Source organism: Bradyrhizobium sp. AS23.2 (genome assembly GCF_001908185.1).
GTDB lineage: Bacteria > Pseudomonadota > Alphaproteobacteria > Rhizobiales > Xanthobacteraceae > Bradyrhizobium.
In genome coordinates this window covers 1-20,704 of sequence record NZ_LGHM01000178.1, presented here as the reverse complement: position 1 = coordinate 20,704, position 20,704 = coordinate 1, and the positions used below count along the sequence as shown (strand labels likewise).

At 64.6% G+C, this 20,704-nt stretch carries 18 protein-coding genes and 1 pseudogene; 7 read left to right on the top strand and 12 right to left on the bottom strand.

Features of this window, described 5'->3' with window-relative positions; genetic code table 11:
• Nucleotides 1-161 precede the first annotated feature (161 nt).
• A complete protein-coding gene (locus tag AC630_RS33835) occupies nt 162-962 on the bottom strand; it encodes a hypothetical protein (protein WP_074122765.1) in 801 nt (266 codons plus the stop codon).
• A 107-nt stretch (nt 963-1,069) separates the two neighbouring features.
• On the opposite strand from AC630_RS33835, the gene AC630_RS33830 reads away from it, so the two are divergent.
• The 3 genes from AC630_RS33830 to AC630_RS33820 all read left to right on the top strand — a co-directional run bounded on the left by AC630_RS33830 (nt 1,070) and on the right by AC630_RS33820 (nt 4,575).
• Nucleotides 1,070-1,573, top strand: a complete 504-nt coding sequence (locus AC630_RS33830) for a YaiI/YqxD family protein (protein ID WP_074122764.1) — start codon at nt 1,070-1,072, stop codon at nt 1,571-1,573.
• Nucleotides 1,574-1,575: 2 nt separating this feature from the next.
• Nucleotides 1,576-3,387, top strand: a complete 1,812-nt coding sequence (locus AC630_RS33825; RefSeq protein WP_074122763.1) for an ABC-F family ATP-binding cassette domain-containing protein — start codon at nt 1,576-1,578, stop codon at nt 3,385-3,387.
• Between the two features lie 108 nt (nt 3,388-3,495).
• Nucleotides 3,496-4,575, top strand: coding sequence for a D-TA family PLP-dependent enzyme (locus AC630_RS33820; RefSeq protein ID WP_074122762.1), 1,080 nt, complete (start codon nt 3,496-3,498; stop codon nt 4,573-4,575).
• A gap of 88 nt (nt 4,576-4,663) precedes the next feature.
• Here AC630_RS33820 and AC630_RS33815 read toward each other — a convergent pair whose 3' ends face one another.
• From AC630_RS33815 to AC630_RS33780, 8 genes and pseudogenes are all read right to left on the bottom strand, one after another.
• Nucleotides 4,664-5,893: a BaiN/RdsA family NAD(P)/FAD-dependent oxidoreductase gene (locus tag AC630_RS33815; RefSeq protein WP_074122761.1), complete on the bottom strand. Its 1,230-nt coding sequence runs from the start codon at nt 5,891-5,893 to the stop codon at nt 4,664-4,666.
• A 277-nt stretch (nt 5,894-6,170) separates the two neighbouring features.
• Entirely contained in the window at nt 6,171-7,088 is a 918-nt protein-coding gene (locus AC630_RS33810) for an SDR family NAD(P)-dependent oxidoreductase (RefSeq protein WP_074122760.1), read from the bottom strand.
• A 224-nt stretch (nt 7,089-7,312) separates the two neighbouring features.
• Nucleotides 7,313-7,789 carry a MaoC family dehydratase gene (locus tag AC630_RS33805; RefSeq protein ID WP_074122759.1) on the bottom strand — a complete coding sequence of 159 codons (477 nt, stop codon included), beginning with the start codon at nt 7,787-7,789 and terminating at the stop codon, nt 7,313-7,315.
• A 154-nt stretch (nt 7,790-7,943) separates the two neighbouring features.
• Nucleotides 7,944-9,662, bottom strand: a complete 1,719-nt coding sequence (locus AC630_RS33800) for an AMP-binding protein (RefSeq protein ID WP_074122758.1) — start codon at nt 9,660-9,662, stop codon at nt 7,944-7,946.
• 171 nt (nt 9,663-9,833) lie between these two features.
• Nucleotides 9,834-10,733, bottom strand: a pseudogene (gene mmsB / locus AC630_RS33795) (3-hydroxyisobutyrate dehydrogenase); the annotation flags it as partial.
• Nucleotides 10,734-10,746: 13 nt separating this feature from the next.
• Complete coding sequence (locus tag AC630_RS33790; RefSeq protein ID WP_074122756.1) at nt 10,747-11,814, bottom strand: enoyl-CoA hydratase/isomerase family protein; 1,068 nt, start codon at nt 11,812-11,814, stop codon at nt 10,747-10,749.
• Complete coding sequence (locus tag AC630_RS33785; RefSeq protein ID WP_074122755.1) at nt 11,811-12,956, bottom strand: isobutyryl-CoA dehydrogenase; 1,146 nt, start codon at nt 12,954-12,956, stop codon at nt 11,811-11,813. The genes AC630_RS33790 and AC630_RS33785 overlap by 4 nt, the downstream gene beginning before the upstream one ends.
• 194 nt (nt 12,957-13,150) lie before the next feature.
• The gene (locus tag AC630_RS33780; RefSeq protein WP_074122754.1) at nt 13,151-14,647 is read right to left on the bottom strand and encodes a CoA-acylating methylmalonate-semialdehyde dehydrogenase; all 1,497 of its coding nucleotides are present in this window, start codon (nt 14,645-14,647) and stop codon (nt 13,151-13,153) included.
• A 100-nt stretch (nt 14,648-14,747) separates the two neighbouring features.
• Between AC630_RS33780 and AC630_RS33775 the strand changes: the two genes are divergently transcribed.
• Complete coding sequence (locus tag AC630_RS33775) at nt 14,748-15,656, top strand: LysR family transcriptional regulator (RefSeq protein ID WP_074122753.1); 909 nt, start codon at nt 14,748-14,750, stop codon at nt 15,654-15,656.
• A 116-nt stretch (nt 15,657-15,772) separates the two neighbouring features.
• Here the strand turns inward: AC630_RS33775 and AC630_RS33770 are convergent, their stop codons facing one another.
• On the bottom strand, nt 15,773-16,396 hold the full coding sequence (locus AC630_RS33770; protein WP_074122752.1) for a TetR/AcrR family transcriptional regulator: 624 nt from the start codon (nt 16,394-16,396) through the stop codon (nt 15,773-15,775).
• 64 nt (nt 16,397-16,460) lie between these two features.
• Complete coding sequence (locus tag AC630_RS33765) at nt 16,461-16,994, bottom strand: PaaI family thioesterase (RefSeq protein ID WP_074122751.1); 534 nt, start codon at nt 16,992-16,994, stop codon at nt 16,461-16,463.
• 155 nt (nt 16,995-17,149) lie between these two features.
• Between AC630_RS33765 and AC630_RS33760 the strand changes: the two genes are divergently transcribed.
• Nucleotides 17,150-17,920, top strand: coding sequence for an enoyl-CoA hydratase (locus AC630_RS33760; protein WP_074122750.1), 771 nt, complete (start codon nt 17,150-17,152; stop codon nt 17,918-17,920).
• 159 nt (nt 17,921-18,079) lie between these two features.
• Here AC630_RS33760 and AC630_RS33755 read toward each other — a convergent pair whose 3' ends face one another.
• Nucleotides 18,080-18,898 carry an outer membrane protein gene (locus AC630_RS33755; protein ID WP_074122749.1) on the bottom strand — a complete coding sequence of 273 codons (819 nt, stop codon included), beginning with the start codon at nt 18,896-18,898 and terminating at the stop codon, nt 18,080-18,082.
• Between the two features lie 320 nt (nt 18,899-19,218).
• Here AC630_RS33755 and AC630_RS33750 point away from each other — a divergent pair, with 320 nt between their 5' ends.
• Nucleotides 19,219-20,187: an AraC family transcriptional regulator gene (locus AC630_RS33750; RefSeq protein WP_074122748.1), complete on the top strand. Its 969-nt coding sequence runs from the start codon at nt 19,219-19,221 to the stop codon at nt 20,185-20,187.
• 299 nt (nt 20,188-20,486) lie between these two features.
• Nucleotides 20,487-20,704 (top strand): thiolase family protein (locus AC630_RS33745; RefSeq protein ID WP_502691568.1); only part of this gene is annotated, 218 nt, incomplete at its 3' end.

Sequence of the window (20,704 nt, the reverse complement as noted above, 5' to 3'; positions counted from 1 at the left end):
ACATACAACTGTCATCGCCCGACTTGATCGGGCGATCCAGTATTCCAGAGACGGCGCGGCTAGAGCCGAGAAGCTGCGGCCTACTGGATGCCCCGCCTTCGCGGGGCATGACACCGTCTTTGGGGCAAGTGCGTACTACCCAACTGCCTCCGACCCGCGCCTTACGCCGCCGCCTGTTCGCGCGGCTGGTAGATCGCCGTGTGCTGGCAATGCGCCAGCGGCGTCGTGCCGTTGGCGACGACCAGCGCGTCGAGCTCGACGAAGCGGTGGCCCTTCTTCTCGTAGTTCGCGGTGACCCTGGCCCGCGCGGTGATCTCGTCGCCGGCGCGTGCGGCTGACAGCAGGTGCATGCGGCTGCCGACGTGGATCCACGGCCCCAGGATCGTATTGTCCACCAGCACACGGTTCATGACGCGCTGGATCAGGCCGGGATGACCGAGCCCTTCGCGCGCGAAGATCGGGTCGGCCTCCCTGATATCGGCGAGATAGTCGGACGCGTCCCTTCCGGCCCAGCGCCGGGGCGTCGTGCCCAGCCATTTGCCGGTCTCGAACGTCGCGGGACTCACGGGCTTGCGCTCGGCGACAGCCGGGGCCGCGACATAGTCGCCCAGCGAAACCACCGGCGCGGTGGCCGGCAGCGAGGCCGTCCCCGTTGCGCAGAGCTCAGTGCGACTGAACACCTCGATCGTGAGAAGCTCATTGTGTTCGGTCGCGTCGACATCGGCGGTCTCGCCATCATAGACCGGCTTGATGAAGCGGGCATCGATCAGCCCGCGCGACAGGAAATCGCGGCCCCAGCGCGCCACCGGCACATGCATCATGTAGGCGAAGACATCGACGCCCGGCACCAGCCCGCCGGAGAAGCCGAAGCGGCGCGCCACCGTGTCGTCATGCATCTTGTTTTCGGACTGCTTGGCGGTGTTGTAGGCCTCGACGCGGTAGGTTTCGAGCCGGTTCGGCATGATTGGGCTTCCCCTATATTCTTGTTGTTTCAGGGGCGATGGTAGGCCCTGAGGAACTGGGGTCAATCCCCTCGCCTTTGCGGCCCGAATGGGGTACCACGCGGCGAATGACTGACACCCCCACCCGCATCTATGTCGACGCCGACGCCTGTCCGGTGAAGGACGAGATCTACCGCGTCGCGATCCGGCACGGCGTGCCCGTGAGCGTGGTCGCCGGCAACTTCATCCGCGTGCCGCAGGATCCGCTGATCGAGCGCATCGCCGCCGGCGCGGGCATGGACGCCGCCGACGACTGGATCGCGGAGCGCGCGGGCCCCGGCGACGTGGTCGTGACATCAGACATTCCGCTGGCCAGCCGCTGCGTGAAGACCGGTGCGGACGTGATCGCACCGAACGGAAAGCCGTTCACGGAAGAATCGATCGGGATGACGCTGGCGGTGCGCAATTTGATGACGGATTTGCGCTCGGCCGGCGAGGTCACCGGTGGACCGAGGTCCTTCGCGCCGCGCGACCGCTCCGCCTTCCTTTCGGCGCTCGACCAGACGCTGCGCCGGATCCAGCGCCGCCGCACTCATCAGGTCGCGACGAGCCAGAATTCGAGCCAAGGCTGATCATGGCGCCGCCGCTGATTCAACTGAAAGACATCAAGCTGACCTTTGGCGGTACGCCGCTGCTCAGCGGCGTCGAGCTCAATGTCGCACCGGGCGAACGCGTCTGTCTGATCGGCCGCAACGGCTCGGGCAAGTCGACGCTGCTGAAGATCGCAGCGGGCATCGTCGAGCCCGATGCCGGCACACGCTTCGTGCAACCGGGCGCTACCGTTCGATATTTGCAGCAGGAGCCGGATTTCGGCGACCACAAGACCTCGCTCGCCTATGTCGAGGCAGGCCTTGCGCCCGGCGACGACCATCATCAGGCGCGCTATCTGCTGGAGCAGCTCGGGCTCACAGGCGACGAGAATCCGCAAAATCTCTCGGGCGGTGAAGCGCGCCGCGCGGCGCTGGCCTGTGTGCTGGCGCCCTCGCCTGACATCCTGCTGCTGGACGAGCCGACCAACCATCTCGATCTCTCCACCATCGAGTGGCTGGAAAAGGAGCTCGACAGCCGCCGCAGCGCACTGGTGCTCATCAGCCACGACCGCCGCTTCCTCACCAATCTCTCTCGTTCGACCGCGTGGCTCGACCGCGGCAGGATCAAGCAGATCGACCGCGGCTTCGCCTCGTTCGAGACCTGGCGCGACGAGGTGCTGGCCGAGGAAGAGCGCGATCAGCATAAGCTCGACCGCAAGATCGTCGACGAGGAGCACTGGCTGCGCCACGGCGTCTCCGGTCGGCGCAAGCGCAACGTCAAGCGGCTCGCCAACCTGCATGCGCTGCGCGACCAGCGCCGCAACTATCGCGGCACGGCGGGCAGCGCCACGCTCGCCGCCGCCGAGGCCGAGCAATCCGGCAAGCTGGTGATCGAGGCGAAGAACGTCACCAAGGCCTATGGCGAGCGCAAGATCGTCGAGAATTTCTCCACCCGCATCCAGCGCGGCGACCGGCTCGGCATCATCGGGCCGAACGGCGCCGGCAAGACCACGCTGGTCAATCTGCTCACTGGCGGCGCGGAGCCGGACTCTGGCACGGTGCGTTTAGGCGCCAATCTGGAGATGGCGACGCTCGACCAGCACCGCGAAAGCCTCGATCCCAAATCGACGCTGGCAGAGGCGCTGACCGGCGGCCGCGGCGATCATGTCATGGTCGGCGGCAAGCCGAAGCACGTCGTCGGCTACATGAAGGACTTCCTGTTCGCGCAGGAGCAGCGCGGCACGCCGCTCGAAGTGCTCTCAGGCGGCGAGCGCGGCCGCCTGATGCTGGCGCGCGCGCTGGCGAAGCCGTCGAACCTTCTGGTGCTGGACGAGCCGACCAACGATCTCGATCTCGATACCCTCGACGTGCTCGAGGAGATGCTCGGCGATTACGAGGGCACTGTGATCCTGATCAGCCACGACCGCGATTTCCTCGACCGCGTCGTCACCTCGGTGATCGCGCCGGAAGGCGATGGCAAGTGGATCGAATATGCCGGCGGCTACAGCGACATGCTGGCGCAGCGCGGCGCGGACTTGAAGCGCGAGACTGCGAAGGCGCCAGCCCCCGCCGAGAAGAAGGAGGAGCGTCCGACCGCTCCCGCCGCGGCGCCAAAACGGCGACTGAGCTTCAACGAGAAGCATGCGCTGGAAACGCTGCCGAAGAAGATCGAGACGCTCCACGCCGATATTGCAAAACTGCAGCGCGTGCTCGACGATCCCAATCTCTACGCCAAGGATCGCAAGAAATTCGACGATACGTCCGCCGCCATCGCCAAGGCGCATGAAGAACTGTCCGCCGCCGAAGAGCGCTGGCTCGAACTGGAAATGCTCCGCGAGGAGATTGAACAGGCTTAAATCGTAGGATGGGTAGAGCGAAGCGAAACCCATCGCGCAAAGGGAATTGGTTCTGATGGGTTTCGCTTCGCTCTACCCATCCTACGGGGCCGAAAACAGAGAGATCACATGACCACTCCCCTCGCCGCCAAAATCGCCCGCGAATACGGCACGCCCTGCGCCGTCATCGACATGGACAAGGTCGAGCGCAACATCGCGCGAATCCAGAAGGCCTGCGATGACGCCGGCGTCGCCAATCGTCCCCACATCAAGACGCACAAGAACCCGACGATCGCGAAGATGCAGATCGCAGGCGGCGCCAAAGGCATCACCTGCCAGAAGCTCGGCGAGGCCGAGATCATGGCCAATGCCGGCATCGACGACATCCTGATCAGCTACAACCTGCTGGGCGAGGAGAAGATGGCGCGCCTCGGCGCGCTGCAGGCCAAGGCGAACATGACGGTCGCCGCCGACAACTCGACCGTCGTCGCCGGGCTGCCCAAGGCTGCGGCGGCGTCGGGCCGTCCGCTCTCGGTTGTCGTCGAGTGTGACACGGGCCGCAAGCGTGCCGGCGTCGAGACCCCGGCCGAAGCCGTTGCGCTGGCGCGCGAGATCGCCGCGTCCAAGGGACTGCAATTCGCCGGCTTCATGATGTATCCGACCGAGACCGGGTGGGCAGATGCGCAGAAATTCTACGACGAGGCGCTGGCCGGCGTGCGCGCGCACGGGCTGGAGGCCAGGATCGTCTCGACCGGCGGCACGCCGAACCTGAATAATCTCGGCAAGCTCAAGGGCGGCACCGAGCATCGCTTCGGCACCTACATCTACAACGACCGCATGCAGGTCGCGGCCGGCGTCGCCACCTGGGACGACTGCGCGCTGCACATCTATTCGACGGTCGTCAGCCGCGCCGCGCCCGAGCGCGGGATTCTCGATGCCGGCTCGAAGACGCTGACGTCGGACACCGGCGGGCTCGACGGCCACGGCTTGATCCTCGAGCACCCCGAAGCCAAGATCGCCCGCTTCGCCGAGGAGCACGGCTTTCTCGACCTCTCCCGCAGCAACACGCGTCCCAATGTCGGCGACGTCGTCCGCATCGTGCCGAACCACGTCTGCGTCGTCGTCAACATGATGGACGAGGTGGTGATGGTGCGCGGCGAGGAGATCATCGGCACGCTGCCGGTCGCGGCGCGCGGGAAGCTGCGGTAGGGGCTTCGTAGGATGGGTAGAGCGAAGCGAAACCCATCGGCACTTGGCGGGTGCTGGAAATGATGGGTTTCGCTTCGCTCTACCCATCCTACAAGTTGAGCCACCCCAACACACCCCTGCCCGCGGCTGCACCAGTCGCAAACGAGGCTTGGAGCAGATAGCCGCCCGTCGGCGCTTCCCAATCCAGCATCTCACCGGCGGCGAACACGCCGGGCAGTTTGCGGATCATGAAGTCAGCGTCGAGCTCGTCGAACGAAACGCCGCCGGCGCTCGATATCGCGCGCGCGATGGGCGCCGTGCCGGTGAGCTTGATCGGGACGGCGTTGATGAGCTCCGCCAACTGCGCGGGCGGCATCGCCGACAACGATTGCCCCGCACCGATCCTGGCCTCCTGCAACAAGCCGACGGCCACTGGCGAAAGCTGCGCGGCCTTGCGCAGGAAGTTGGAGAACGACTGCTTGCCGCGCGATACCGACAGCCGCCTGACCAGCTCGGCATGTTCGAGATCGGGCCGCAATGCGATGTGCAGGACCGCCTCGCCGCTCTCGGCTATCGCCTCGCGGAGTTCGGCTGAGAGCGCATAGATCGCTCCGCCCTCGATGCCCGCCTGCGTGACGATGGCCTCGCCGCGCAGGCTGTGCGGGCCAAAGGTCAGCGCAATCCCCTTGAGCGGCTGGCCTTCGAATCGCGTGCGGAAGATATCGGACCAGGCGACGCTGAAGCCGCAATTGGCGGGCCGCAGCGGCGCGATCGAAACGCCCTTGTCGGCCAGAATTGTCGTCCAGCCGCCGTCGGAGCCAAGGCGCGGCCAGCTCGCGCCGCCGAGTGCCAGCACGGTGGCGTCGGCCGCGATCGCAGGGGCGCCGTCGCGTGTTTGAAACTGTAGCCGCCCCTCATCAACCCAGCCGCTCCAGCGATGACGAAACGCGAACCGCACGCCGGCGGCATCGAGCCGCCGTAGCCACGCGCGCAGCAATGGGGACGCCTTGAATGCCTTCGGAAACACGCGCCCGCTGGAGCCGACAAAGGTCGGCTCGCCCAGCGCTTCGCTCCAGGCGCGCAGGGCGTCCGGCGAAAACGCCGCGATCGCCGCTTGCAGCTTTGGCGCCGCCCCACGATAGCGCGCTATGAACTGCGGCAGCGGCTCGCTGTGGGTGAGATTGAGCCCGCCCCGGCCTGCCATCAGGAGCTTGCGGCCGGCTGACGGCATCGCGTCGTACACGGTGACGCGGGCGCCGCCCTGCGCCAGCACCTCCGCCGCCATCAGCCCGGCAGGACCGGCTCCGATGACGGCGACATGAGTTTCGGTTGTGGTCATGGCGGGAGTTTAGGCCAAGCTGAACGCCGAAGAACAGGTCGTCATGCCCGGGCTTGTCCCGGGCATCCACGAGAGCTACGCGCGCGCTGCCAAGAACGTGGATGGCCGGGACATCTAGCGCGAAGACGCGCTTCGCTCTTCTGCCCGGCCATGACGGAGAATGTCATTCCGGGGCGCGCCCGCTTGGGCGCGAGCCCGGAATCCATTGGGCGGCGGATTCTGTGGCACGATGGATTCCGGGCTCGATGCTGCGCATCGCCCCGGAATGACGGCACGGTCAGAGCTTGATACCCGCCCTTGCCGCGGCCTGCGCGACGTATTTCTGGGTCTGCTCGAACGCGCCCTGCAGCGCCTTGGCTTTCGACATGTCGCTGATCTCGGCGAAATGCGCGGCGACCGCGTCCGGGGTCCACTCGGACTCCGGCAGGTTGATGCCCTCGCTCTCCAGAATCTTGATCACCGCGAAGGAGCCGGCTCCGGCGCCCATGATGGTGCGGGTCGGCGCGTCCTCGCTGAGCATGTATTCCACCGCGGGCGTGATCGCATTCGGCTTCATCAGCTGCAGCGCCTGCGGCGGCAGCAGCTCTTCTGTCATGCGGGTCGCCGCCGTCGGCGAGATGATGTTGACGCGGATGTTGTTCTTGCGGCCTTCCTCGGCCAGCACGTTCATCAGGCCGACCATGCCGGACTTCGCCGCGCCGTAATTGGCCTGGCCGAAATTGCCGTAGAGGCCGGAGGACGACGTCGTCAGCACGATGCGGCCGTAGTTGCGGTCGCGCATGCCGGCCCAGGCCGCCTTGCAGCAATAGAAGGTGCCGACGAGGTGCACGTCGAGCACCTTCTGGAAATCGGCGGGTTCCATCTTGCCGAACGACTTGTCGCGCAGGATGCCGGCATTGGCGCACATCAGGTCGACACTGCCCCATTCCTTGGTGGCGCGCTCGACCATGGCGGTGACCTGCTCGAAATTCGAGACATCGGCGCCATCCGCCATCGCGGTGCCGCCAGCCTTGCGGATCTCCTCGACCACGGCTTCCGCCGGCGAGAGCGAGCCGCCGGTACCGTCACGCGCGCCGCCGAAATCGTTGACGACGACCTTGGCGCCGCGGCTCGCCAATCCCAGCGCATGCGCGCGCCCCAGACCATTGCCCGCGCCGGTGACGATGGCGACGCGTCCGTCGAACCTGATTGCCATTGTGTAGTTCCTGCTTCTTCTTCCTTCTCCCCTTGTGGGAGAAGGTGGCGCGCAAGCGCCGGATGAGGGGTCTCTCTCGGCAGATGAATTCGCGGAGAGAGACCCCTCACCCGCCTCGCTTCGCGAGGCACCCTCTCCCACAAGGGGAGAGGGGAAGCCCCGACTTCGGTCAGCTTTTGAGCAGCGATGGATGGCCGGGTCAAGTCCGACCGTGGCGGTCAGATTTAAGCGAAATAGATCAGGCCGAGCCACTGAGCGACCAGCGCGGGCTTGTCCTCGCCTTCGATCTCCACCGTCACGTTGGTGCGGGACTGCAATTCGTTCGGTTTGCGCAGCTTGGCTTCCGCCAGCACGAAACGGCCGCGGACGCGTTTTCCCGATCGCACCGGCGAGATGAAGCGCAGCTTGTCGAAGCCGTAATTGACGCCCATCGTGGCGCCCGCGATGACAGGCATCACCTCGTAGGACATGATCGACATCAGCGACATCGTCAGGAAGCCGTGCGCGATGGTGGTGCCGAAGGCGGTCTCCTTCGCACGCTCGGGATCGACGTGGATGAACTGATGATCCTCGATCACGTCGGCATAGGTGTCGATGCGGGGCTGATCGATCAGGTGCCACGACGATACGCCGATCTCCTTGCCGACCATGGCCTGATAGGCCTCTAGCGTAATCGGCGGCTTCTTCCAGACTTCGTTCATTGATAACTCCTAGTGCCGTCATTCCGGGGCGATGCGCAGCATCGAACTATGATGCGCAATTGCGCATCTGAGAATCCATCGCACCGCGGTGTGTGCCGCGCAATGGATTCCGGGCTCGCGCTCCGCGCGCCCCGGAATGACGAGCGTACTTTGATCAGGTCTCGCCCCTGGCTTTCGGCAGCTCCGGAAAATCCTCTTCCCGGAATTCGCGACCGCGCAGGGCATCGTTGCGGTCGTCGTCGCGCTCTAACCGTCTGAGCTGAACGCGGCGGATCTTGCCCGAGATCGTCTTCGGCAGCTCGGTGACGATTTCGAGGCGGCGGATGCGCTTGAACGGCGCAAGGCGCGTGTGCAGGTGCTTGAAGATGGAGAGCGCCGTCTCCGGCGTCCGCTCCGCGCCCGACGTCAGCAGCACAAAAGCCTTGGGGATGGCGAGCCGGATCGGATCCGGGCTCGGCACCACGGCAGCTTCGGCGACGAGTTCGTGCTCGAGCAGCACGCTCTCCAGCTCGAACGGGCTGATGCGATAGTCGGAGGATTTGAAGACGTCGTCGGAGCGGCCGACGAAGGTGAGATAGCCGTCCTCGTCCGCGAAGACGACGTCGCCGCTGCGATAAAGCTCGCCCTCGGCGCCGGACAGCTTGCCGTCGTCGCCCTGATAGCCCTGCATCAGGCCGGCGGGACGGTCAGCGCCCAGCACAAGGGCCACCTCGCCTTCTTTCGCCGGATGGCCGTCGGCATCGCTGACCTGTACGCGATAGCCCGGCAGCGGCCGGCCCATCGAGCCAACCTTGATCTTTTGCCCCGGCGAATTGCCAGCGAGCGCAGTCGTTTCGGTCTGGCCGTAGCCGTCGCGGATGGTGAGGCCCCAGGCGGCCTGCACCTGGTCGATCACTTCCGGATTGAGCGGCTCGCCGGCGCCGCAGACCTCGCGTAGCGCGACCTTGAACGACGCAAGATTCTCCTGGATGAACAGTCGCCACACCGTCGGCGGCGCACACAGCGTGGTGACGCCGCAGCGGCCGATGATGGCGAGCAGGCTCTTGGCGTCGAAGCGCGGCTGGTTGACCACGAACACGGTGGCGCCCGCATTCCATGGCGCGAAGAAACAGCTCCAGGCGTGCTTGGCCCAGCCGGGCGAAGAGATGTTGAGGTGGACGTCTCCGGGCTTCAGCCCGATCCAGTACATGGTCGAGAGGTGCCCGACCGGATAGCTGCGTTGACTGTGCCGGACGAGCTTCGGCTTCGCCGTGGTGCCCGACGTGAAGTAGAGCAGCATCGGGTCGTCGGCCTGGGTCGGGCCGTCGGGCGTAAAGCTCTCCGAAGCTTTTGCCGCGTCATCGTAGGGGAGCCACCCACCAGGGGCCGCGCCGACCGCGATACGGACGAGGCCTTCGGCGCCAAGGCTTGCGAATTTCGCGACCTGATCTTCCGCAGCCACCACCGCTTTCGCCTTGCCGCGATCGAGCCGGTCGCGCAGTTCCTCGGCCGTCAGCAGCGTGGTCGCGGGAATCACGACGACGCCGAGCTTCATCGCAGCTAACATGGTCTCCCAGAGCGGAACCACGTTGCCGAGCAGCAGCAGGAGATGATCACCGCGCCTCAGGCCCTGCGCGCGGAGGAAGTTTGCGACCTGGTTGGAACGCCGCGACAGCGCCGCGAAGGACAGCTTGGTCTGCAGGTCCTGCGCGGCGTCGACGATCCAGAGCGCGGGCCTATCCTTGCTCTCCGCGTTCGCCGCCAGCTCGGCGTCGAACCAGTCGAGCGCCCAGTTGAAGGGAACCGGATCGGGCCAGCGGAAACCTTTGGCCGCCGTCTCGTAGTCCGTGCGGTGTTGCAGAAGGAACGCGCGCGCTTCCTGAAATGTCGTCATGGTCCGAGCCCGTCGAATTGAGCTTCGAGCGTAGCGCGGATGGAGGGCAAAGCGCAAACCGGGACCCGGCTACGCAACTTGGAGAGGCTGTCCCGGATTTCGCGGAGCCTGCCATCGGGCGGCGCTTCGCGCCTACCCGTTGGCTCCATCCGGGCTGCGAGCAAAGCCCCGCTATTTTCCAGCGAGGCCGCGAACGTGCTTGATAATTCCGGAAAAATCCACCTCGCCCTGGCCGGCTGCGTCGAAAGACTGATAGATCTCCTGCGCATGCTTGCCGAGCGGCGTTGCCGCGCCCGCGGCCTTGGCGGCGTCCTGCGCCAGCGTCAGATCCTTCACCATCAGCGCCGAGGCGAAGCCCGGCTTGTAGTCGTTGTTGGCCGGCGAGGTCGGCACCGGGCCCGGAACCGGGCAATAGGTCGTCAGCGACCAGCACTGGCCCGACGAGGTCGAGGCGACGTCGAACAGCGCCTGGTGCGAGAGCCCGAGCTTCTCGCCGAGCGCAAACGCTTCGCTGACCGCGATCATGGAAATGCCGAGGATCATGTTGTTGCAGATCTTGGCCGCCTGGCCTGCGCCGGCGCCGCCGCAATGCACGATCTTCTTGCCCATCTTCTCCAGCACGGGCTTGGCCGCCGCAAAGGCGTTCTCCTCGCCGCCGCACATGAAGGTGAGCGTACCGCCCTTCGCACCACCCGTACCGCCAGAGACCGGCGCGTCGACCGAGAGCACGCCGTGCTTGGCTGCCAGCGCATGCGCCTGCCGCGCGCTCTCAACGTCGATGGTGGAGCTATCGATGATCAGCGCGCCCTTGGCCATGGCGGGAACGATCTCGTTCCAGACGCCGAGCACGTGCTTGCCGGCCGGCAGCATGGTAACGACGACATCGGCACCCTTCACTGAGCCCGATGCGCTGTCGGCAATGCTGGCGCCATCGGCCTTGGCCTGATTGCGGGAGGCCTCGACAAGATCGAACGCCACCACCTTATGGCCGGCCTTGACCAGGTTGGCGGCCATCGGGCCGCCCATGTTGCCGAGACCGATGAATGCGATCGTGGCCATCTTCATTTCCTCCGCTGTAGCGTTGTTAGTTGAACTTCAGCTCGTCGGCGCCGATCTCGGCGAGATACGGAGCCAGCATCTGCGGCGTGACATCCTCGATGCGCGGCGGCGACCAGGTCGGATTGCGGTCCTTGTCGATCACGGCGGCGCGCACGCCCTCGCGGAAATCGTCGCTGCGGAAGACTTCCAGCGCGGCACGATACTCGCGCACCAGACACTCCTCCAGTCTCGACGCGGTGCGCGCGAGCCGCAAAAGCTTCAGTGTCACCACCATGCCGCGCGGCGACTTCTCATTGAGGGTTTTCAGCGTGCCTAGCGCGAACTCGGAGCCGTCGCGCTTGAGCGCGGCGAAGATGTCTTCCATGCGGTCGAAGCCGAACAGCGCATCGATCATCGCCTGCTTCGCCGCCACTGGCCCGGCGGCATCGCCGGTCGCAAAGCCGCTGATGAGCCTGCTGACGTCGGCCGCGGTCGCGCCCGGGCGAACCCTGGTCAACGCCGTGCGCAGCTCCGGCCATTTGGCCGCCGGCACCACAGCGTCAGCGAATTTCGCGTGGATCGCATCGGGGCCGTTCATGGTCTGGCCGGTCAGGCCAAAATAGGTGCCGATCTCGCCGGGCGAGCGCGCCAACAGCCAGGTGCCGCCGACATCGGGGAAGAAGCCGAGCCCGACCTCGGGCATCGCGAGCTTGGTGCGATCGGTGACGACGCGATGGCTGGCATGGCCGGACAAGCCGACGCCGCCGCCCATCACGAGGCCGTCCATGAATGCGACGTAAGGCTTCGGATACTTCGCGATCCGCGCATTCATGATGTATTCCTGGCGCCAGAACCGCGCGCCGAGATCGCCGCCGTCGCGCGAGCTCTCCCAGAGGCCGCGGATGTCGCCGCCGGCACAGAGGCCCCGTTCGCCGGCGCCTTCCAGCACGATCACCGCGACTTCCGGATCGGTTTCGAACCGGTCCAGCGCCGCATCAATGCCGATGGACATCTCCAGCGTCATGGCGTTGATCGCCTTGGGACGGTTGAGGCGGATCACGCCCGCCGCACCCTCGCGGCGAACGATGAGATCGCCCTCTTCCACTGCATTCATCGCGCGCCCTCGATCAGTTTGCGCGCCACGATGAGCCTCATGATTTCATTGGTGCCTTCGAGGATCTGGTGCACGCGCAAATCGCGCACGATCTTCTCGATGCCGTATTCGCTGAGGTAGCCGTAGCCGCCGTGAAGCTGCAGCGCATGGTTGGCGACCTCGAAGCCGACATCGGTACCGAAGCGTTTTGCCATCGCGCACAGCATGGTGGCGTCCGGGTCCTTTCGGTCGAGCGCGGCGGCGGCGCGCCACAAGAAGGTGCGCGCGGCCTCGAGCTCGATCGCCATGTCGGCAAGGCGGAACTGCAGCGCCTGGAATTCGTCGAGGCGTTTGCCGAAGGCCTTGCGCTCCTTCATGTAGGCGCGCGCCTTGTCGAGCGCGGTTTGTGCGCCGCCAAGCGAGCAAGCCGTGATGTTGAGGCGGCCGCCGTCGAGGCCCGCCATCGCGATCTTGAAGCCGACGCCCTCCTCGCTCAGCCGGTTGGCCACCGGCACGCGGGCGTTCTCGAAGATCACGGCGCGGGTCGGCTGCGCATTCCAGCCCATCTTGCGCTCATTGGCGCCGAAGGACACGCCTGGCGTCTTGCCGTCGATCACGAGCGTCGAAATGCCACCGGGGCCGTCGCCGCCGGTCCGCACCATTGCGACCAGGAGATCAGTGCCGCCGGCGCCCGAGATGAACTGCTTCTGGCCATTCAGGACGTAATGATCGCCGTCACGCACCGCGCGGGTGCGCAGCGCGGCTGCGTCCGAGCCTGCACCAGGCTCGGTCAGGCAATAGCTCGCGATCAGCTCCATGCTGCAGAGTTTTGGCAGCCATTTGTGGCGCTGGGTGTCGCTGCCGAAAGCATCGATCATCCAGGACGCCATGTTGTGGATGGAGATGAAGGCCGAGGTGGTCGGGCACCCCGTCGCCAGCGCCTCGAAGATCAGCGCCGCGTCGAACCGCGTCATCGCGGAGCCGCCGACATCCTCGCGGATGTAGATGCCGCCCATGCCGAGCGTGGCGGCCTCGCGCATGACGTCGACGGGGAAATGCTTCTCCTCGTCCCAGCGCAGCGCGTACGGCGCGATCTTCTCCGCCGCAAACGCCAACGCCATGTCGCGAACCGCGATCTGATCCTCGTTCAGAGCGAACTGCATCGTTGCCGCTTACCCTTCTTGCCCCACCGTCATTGCGAGCCACCGGGTCCGCGCGAAGCGCGGCCCGATGACGGGCTCCGCGAAGCAATCCATATCTTCGCACAGCGAAAGACTGGATTGCTTCGTCGCTTCAGTGCAAAATTGCTGCGCAATTTTGTCACGAGCTCCTCGCAATGACGGGTTGGGCGACAGCCCTACTTCATCGTCGGGATCGAGAACTCCGCACCTTCCTTGACTCCGGACGGCCAGCGCGAGGTCACCGTCTTGGTCTTGGTGTAGAAGCGGATCGAGTCCGGGCCGTGCTGGTTGAGATCGCCGAAGCCCGACTTCTTCCAGCCGCCGAAGGTGTAATAGGCGATCGGCACCGGGATCGGCACGTTGATGCCGACCATGCCGACATTGACCTTGGCCGCGAAGTCGCGCGCGGCGTCGCCGTCGCGGGTGAAGATGGCAACGCCATTGCCGTAGTCGTGATCCGACGGCAGCGCCAGCGCTTCCTTGTAGTCGTGCGCGCGCACGACCGAGAGCACCGGACCGAAGATCTCTTCCTTGTAGATCCGCATATCCTTGGTGACGTTGTCGAACAGCGAACCGCCGAGATAGAAGCCCTTCTCGTAGCCCTGCATCTTGAAGCCGCGGCCGTCGACGGCGAGGGTTGCGCCTTCCTTGATGCCGATGTCGATGTAGTTCTTGACCTTCTCGACCGCCTCGCGCGTGACCAGCGGACCATAGTCGGCCGACGGATCGATCGAGGTGCCGATCTTCAGGGATTCGACGCGCGGGATCAGCTTGTCCATCAGACGATCCGCGGTGGTCTTGCCGACGGGAACGGCGACCGAGACGGCCATGCAGCGCTCGCCGGCCGAGCCGTAGCCCGCGCCGATCAGAGCATCGACCGCCTGATCCATGTCGGCGTCGGGCATGATGATGGCGTGGTTCTTGGCGCCACCGAAGCACTGGCAGCGCTTGCCGGTCTGGGCTGCGCGCTCGTAGATATATTGCGCGATCGGCGTGGAGCCGACAAAGCCGACGGCCTTGATGTCGGGATCGTCGAGGATGGCGTCGACCGCTTCCTTGTCGCCGTTGACGACGTTGAGAATGCCGGCCGGGAGGCCTGCTTCCATCATCAATTCGGCAAGCTTCATCGGCACGCCGGGATCGCGCTCGGACGGCTTGAGGATGAAGGCGTTGCCGCAGGCGATTGCGGGGGCGAACTTCCACATCGGGATCATGGCCGGGAAGTTGAACGGCGTGATGCCGGCGACGACGCCGAGCGGCTGGCGCATGGAGTAAATGTCGATGCCGGGGCCGGCCCCCTCGGTGTACTCGCCCTTCATCAAATGCGGGATGCCGCAGGCAAATTCCGCGACCTCGAGGCCGCGCTGGATATCGCCCTTGGCGTCGGGAACGGTCTTGCCGTGCTCTCGCGCAAGCAACTCGGCGAGCTTGTCATAGTCGCGCTGAACCAACTCGACGAATTTCGTCATGACGCGGGCGCGGCGCTGCGGGTTGGTCGCGGCCCATGCGGGCTGCGCGGCACGAGCGTTCTCGACAGCCGCACGGACCTCGGCCTTGGAGGCCAGCGCCACCTTGGCCTGGACGTCACCAGTCATCGGCTCGAAGACGTCGGCGGTACGGCCCGACGTGCCCTTTACTTCCTTGCCACCGATGAAATGTCCGACTGCGCGCATGAATTCCTCCCACGAAACAGGTTAGATCGCTTTGACAAATCCTATTGACCTGCATTTTATAGGATTCAAGTCTGAGATATTGCACCATAGATGTGCGAAAATGCTGGATCAAGGTAGCATCGACTGGGACGACTTTCGCTTCGTGCTGGCCATCGTGCGGGGCGGCTCGGTGTCGGCTGCGGCAAAACAGCTCGGTGTCGACCATGCGACCGTGATCCGCCGCGTCGACCGGCTGGAGAGGCATCTCTCGGCAAAGCTGTTTGACCGGCGCAAGACCGGCTACCTCCTCACCGAGGCCGGCCAGCGCGTCGCCGACAGCGCGGAGGCGATGGAATCGACCATCGTCGCCAACCAGGAGCAGGTCGGCGGCTCGGTGGCGCGGCTCACCGGCACGGTGCGGATCGGCGCGCCCGACGGTTTTGGCACCGCCTTCCTGGCGCCGCGGCTGGCCCCCTTCGCCGACCGCTACCCCGATCTCGATCTGCAACTTGTGGCTACCGCGCGGCTGTTCAGCCTCTCCAAGCGCGAGGCGGATATCGCGATCAGCCTGACCATGCCAAAGGAAGGCCGCATCGTCGGCCGCAAGCTGCTCGACTACCGCCTCGGGCTTTATGCCGCACCAGCCTATCTCGATCGCTTTCCGACGATCGCCTCGCGGCAGGACCTGCCGCAGCATCGCTTCGTCGGTTACATCGAGGAGCTGCTGTTCACGCCGGAGCTTGACTATCTGCCGCAGGTGTCGCCGCGGATTTCCGCGCGCTTGCGCAGCGCCAATCTGATCGCGCAGCTCAACGCCACGCTCGCGGGTTTCGGCATCGCGGTGCTGCCGCACTTCATGGCGAGCGATTATCCGCAGCTCGTCCCGGTACTGCCGGAGGAGGTCTCGATCACGCGGACGTTCTGGATGCTGATGCACGCCGACAGCAAGGATCTCGCGCGGATCAGGGCCGTGGCGGATTATATCGGCGAGATCGTGGAACGCGAGCGGGCGCTGTTTGCGGGAAGATGAATTCGCAGTTCTCGTAGGGTGGGCAAAGCGAAGCGTGCCCACCACATCGATCGCAGTCGTGGACAGATGGTGGGCACGGCGCTGACGCGCCTTTGCCCACCCTACAGCATCTGGCCCTAGCTCTGCTTCGGCTTCTTCGCTGGCGCAGGCTTGGCCGGCTCGCGCCGTGCGCCGTCGAGCGCGCTGTCCCTGCCCGCCTTGAGCACCTCGTCCGACAGCTCGCTGGAGCCGGCGATGCGCGCCAGCAGCATGGTGCCGGCCATCGTTGCCAGCGTCGCGATCGCCTGCTTGCGCGCGGCCTTGCGCGGCATGTTCGGGATGAAATCGGTCATCATCTCGACCATCTCGTCGAGCTTGCCGGCAAAGGCCTTTCGCGTCTTCGGGCTCTCGCGGGCGATTTCGGCGCCGAGCGCCGGGATCGAGCAGCCATGGCCGGGATTGTCGCGATGCAACGCCGAGAGATAGGTCTCGACGATCTGGGTGAGTTGCTTCTCGGGCGCGACCTGATCCGACTGCTTGCGCCAGTGCTCCATCGAGCGGTCCATCGCGTAGGCAAAGGCCTCGATCACCAGCGCCTCGCGGGAGTCGAAATGCGCGTAGAAGCCGCCATGGGTCAGGCCCGCTTCCTTCATGAGGTCGGCGACGCCGATGCCATGGGCGCCCTTTTCACGCAGCCGCACGGAGGCCTTCTTCACGATGCGGTCGTGGGTTTCCTGCTTGTGTTCCCGGGAATAGCGCATGCGCGTCTCATTGAATGTCAGAGATCATCTCATACCACAGAAACGGCCCGGACGGAGTATTAATTCATGTTAAGACACTGCCGATCATGGAGAAGGTTGCAGTTGCATGGACCGCCAGCGCGCCGCTGCCGTCGCGCACGAAACCCTCGGTGTAGCTGGTCTGGCGCCCCAGCTTGATGATCTTACCTTCGGCCGCGATCAGCCCGGAACGGACCGACAGCGGCCGCAGGAAGGTCATTTTCAGGTCGAGGGTCACGGACGATTGCCCCGCCTCCAACCGGGTCGAGATCGCGCAGCCCATGGCGGTGTCGATCAGCGCCGCCGCCGTCGCTCCATGCAGCAGGCCGATGGTATTTTCGAGATCCTCGCGCGGCTCCAGCTCCATCACGATCCGGCCCGGCTCGACCACGGCCACGACGAAGCCGATCAGTTTTGCGAAGGGTGGCGGCGGCAGCCGGCCGTCGCGAATGCCGAGCATGGCGTCCATGCCGGACAAGCCCATGGCCACTTTCGCAACCGGCGCAGGCACCTGCCAGTCCACCACGCGCTCGCGCCGGCGCGCAGGTGAAAACAGGTCGAGTTGATCGAGTTGGGTCATGACGGCCTCTTGGTATGATACATGTAATACTATGCCACGGACTTCGCACTGGCAACTCCGTCTCCCGCCTGCTTGACAAGTCCGGCCTTTCGGCCCGGAAGTGGTCCCGACCGGCGCGCCTCCGCGCATGTCCACGAAACCTTCGGGATGCCACGATGGAAATGCTCAACAACCACTGCGGCGTGACGCGCGATGCGCGCGGCGTCGTTCATGTCGCGATCTGCAACGCCGGCTCGCTCAACATCCTCGGCTCGCCCGTGATCGACGCGGTCCGCGAAGGCCTGCAACAGCTTGCCACCGACCGCAGCATCCGCGTCGCGGTGCTGCGCGGCCAGAGCGAGAAGAGCATGATCGGCGGCGCCGACATCAAGGAGATGGTGAAGCTCGACCAGAAGTCGGCCGAAGCCTTCATCAGCCGTCTGCGCGATCTCTGCGAGGCGGTGCGCGCCTTCCCGGCTCCCGTGATCGCGCGCATGCCCGGCTGGTGCCTCGGCGGCGGGCTTGAGCTGGCGGCGGCCTGCGACTTCCGGATCGCCGCGCATGATGCGCATTTCGGCATGCCGGAGGTTCGCGTCGGCATCCCCTCGGTGATCCACGCCGCCCTGCTGCCGCGCCTGATCGGCTGGGCCCGCGCGCGCTGGCTGGTGATGACCGCGGAGAACATCGACGCGCCGACGGCGCTGGCCTGGGGATTGGTCGACAAGGTCGCGCCGGCAGGCGGATTGGACGCGGCTGTCGAGCATACCGTGAAGGCGCTGCTCGAATGCGGACCCGAAGCACTCCGGTCGCAGAAGGCCCTGCTGCGGCAATGGGAGGAACTGCCGTTGACGGAGTCGGTCAACCTCAGCGTCAAGGTGTTCGGCGAGTCGTTCCTGACGGACGAACCGACGCGGCTGATGCAGGCGTTCGTGAACAGGAAGCGGTAGGCGTTGCCGCGATAGTGGCTAGTCGCCACACTAACGGTGTCATGCCCCGCCACTGGCGCCCCGCGATCATGTCTCGGCTTGTGAACATGCAGATCGAGGCACCAAAAAAAAAGGCCGCGACGGTACGCGACCTTTTCCGTGGGCAGAATGTCGATGCGGTCAGAACCTATAATTGATGCCAGCCTTGACCGTGTGAAGCGTAGCATTGACGTCGATGCCAGCTCCCGCCGAGAAGCCGTTCGCGACGTCGGAGATTGCACTGGACACAACGGTTTTGCTGCCGAGGTCGAGGTAAAGGTACTCGGTCTTGAATGACCATGCTTGCGTCAGGGCATATTCAAGACCGGCTCCTGCGGTCCATCCCAAATGCGTGTTGCTCGCCGAGAACGCTCCCGTCAACGGACCGACAAGCCCATTGCCGTTAGCTAGATTGATGTTCGCGTGCGATGTGACTTTGCCGTAAGCTAAACCGCCGGTGGCATAGAGAAGGATCCTGTCCCACGCATAACCAACGCGACCGCGAACGGTGCCGAACCATTCGATCTCGGATCCCACGCTGAAGCTCGCATTGATCGGCGGATTGCCGTTGCCGGTCAGAGCCCCGGTGCCAGCGAGCTTCCCCTCAATGCCGGCCCCCTGGAAATCAGCTTCCAGTCCGGTCACGATGCCGTTGTTGAACTGATAATTATAGCCGATCTGGCCACCACCGAAGAATCCGCTCGAGTTCAGGCGAAGGCTACCGTCGGTTCTCGTCTCAAGCGCGGGAGCTTCGGCCTGAAGCTGTCTTTGAAACGCGTAGTAGGGATATTCAAACCTGTCGCCGCCGAATCCTACGTTGGCTCCAACATAGAAGCCGGTCCAACTGAAAGCCGGAACGCTCGCTACGAGCGGTGCTTTGACCGGAAGGGGCATGTCCGCGCCCAGCGCCGGAGAGGCCGCCAACAGACCGCAAAGTGTACCGAATAGGATTTTCTTCATTGCCCTGCTCATCGTTCGCATCAGAAATTTATCTGATGCATCGCCATTGTGTTGCGCCGCACGAAGGCCGCGCGACCACGCCGACACTCTCCAAGTTCGACACAGTCGTTTGCTGCCGTGCACTTCAACATGGCAGCAGGCTTTGCGAGGGTCTTGTTCTTGAGCGCACCGGACTTGAGTCCAGACGCATACCGGCCAAGCTGTTGCGTCGTGTTGCTATCGCGCAACGCGACAAACGCTGGGCGATGCGACGAAGTGACCTCTCCTGGTCCAGACCTGCACGTCTATGGTTGGCTTCCGGCAACGCTGATTGAGGACCGATGTATCAAAAGCAGATCAGTTCCGAGCCCCAATTGAATGACGAACAAAGATTCGCCGCTTGGTACGAGAATTTCGAGGCGCTCACATGTTGCGTTGACATCTCGAGATTCGATGATCGGCCATTCTCGGCGTCCCTTCAGTGGGCTGGCTTTCAAGATCTTCATGTCACACGGTTTGGAGGCAGCTTCAGTCGCATAAGGCGCTCACGAAGCGCTATCGCCCGCGACCTGGACGATGACTTTTGCCTCGTTTTTCATCGCGGAGATGGCGTGCTGCAGGTGGAACAAGCGGCCAGCGAGATCAATCTACATCCCGGAGGTGTATTTCTCGGGGCTAACGGTATGCCAGCAGACATGAAATCGGCATCGCCGTTCGTCTTCACGACCTTGACTATCAGCAGGGACCGCCTTGCTGCGCTTGTTGGAGGAGCCGACAATTTGCTGGCAAAACCTTTGGATCCAAGCCGTCCGGCGGTCATTCATCTCAGGCGCTCCATCGAAAGTGCGGTGGCGCTATCGCGTCTGCCACATGACCCGCAGCTCGACGCGCATATCAACAGGACTCTTTTTGATCTTGTCGCGTTGGCCCTCGGAGCGCGCGGGGATGTGGCGAAGCTTGCGGCGACCCGCGGTCTGCGCGCATCGCGAACGCAGGACATCCTTGCCGAAATTGACAAGAGCTTCACGAGTGCAACCTTCTCAGCCGAGCAAGTCGCGCGTCGCTTGCAGCTCTCACCCCGATACGTTCAAGACCTTCTTCACCAAACCGGACAGAGTTTCACTGAACGATTGCTGGAGCGACGACTTCAACATGCTCGATTTTTGCTCACCAGCCCGTCAGGAGATCGCCTCAAGATCAGCGAGATCGCTCTGGCTTGCGGGTTCAATGAAATTTCGTACTTCAACCAGCGATTCCGCAAGCGGTTCGAAATGACTCCAACGGAGTGTCGCCGAGAAGCATCTCGCTGATACCGGATAGAATTCGTGTTCTCGGACAGATGGTGTCGCGAGAATGCGAAGGAAATTGGATTGCGAGCGAAGTTCCTCTGGAACATTGGATCATCTGCCGGAGCCTGTCATTCGGGTGGGCCGTTCGGTCGACCTGCTGGCGGCCGAGGACGGCTTTCTGTGCACCCAACCGCCCGATTAGCCTCCAGAAACCTCATCCGACACACGATAATTTGTCATGACAGGCCTTATTGCTTTTCCTGCAGCGCATCATATGATGATCATCATCCAAAATGATCGTCCTCGCCAGGAGCCCCGCCATGGCCGCCGCCACCGATCCCGTCGTCATCGTCTCCGCCGCCCGCACCCCGCTCGGCCGCTTCATGGGCGAATTGTCGCCGCTCTCCGCGCACAAGCTCGGATCCCACGTGATCGGCGCAGCGCTGGAACGCGCCAAGCTCGCGCCTGAGAAGGTCGACGAGGTCTTCATGGGCTGCGTGCTGCCGGCCGGCCAGGGCCAGGCACCGGCGCGGCAGGC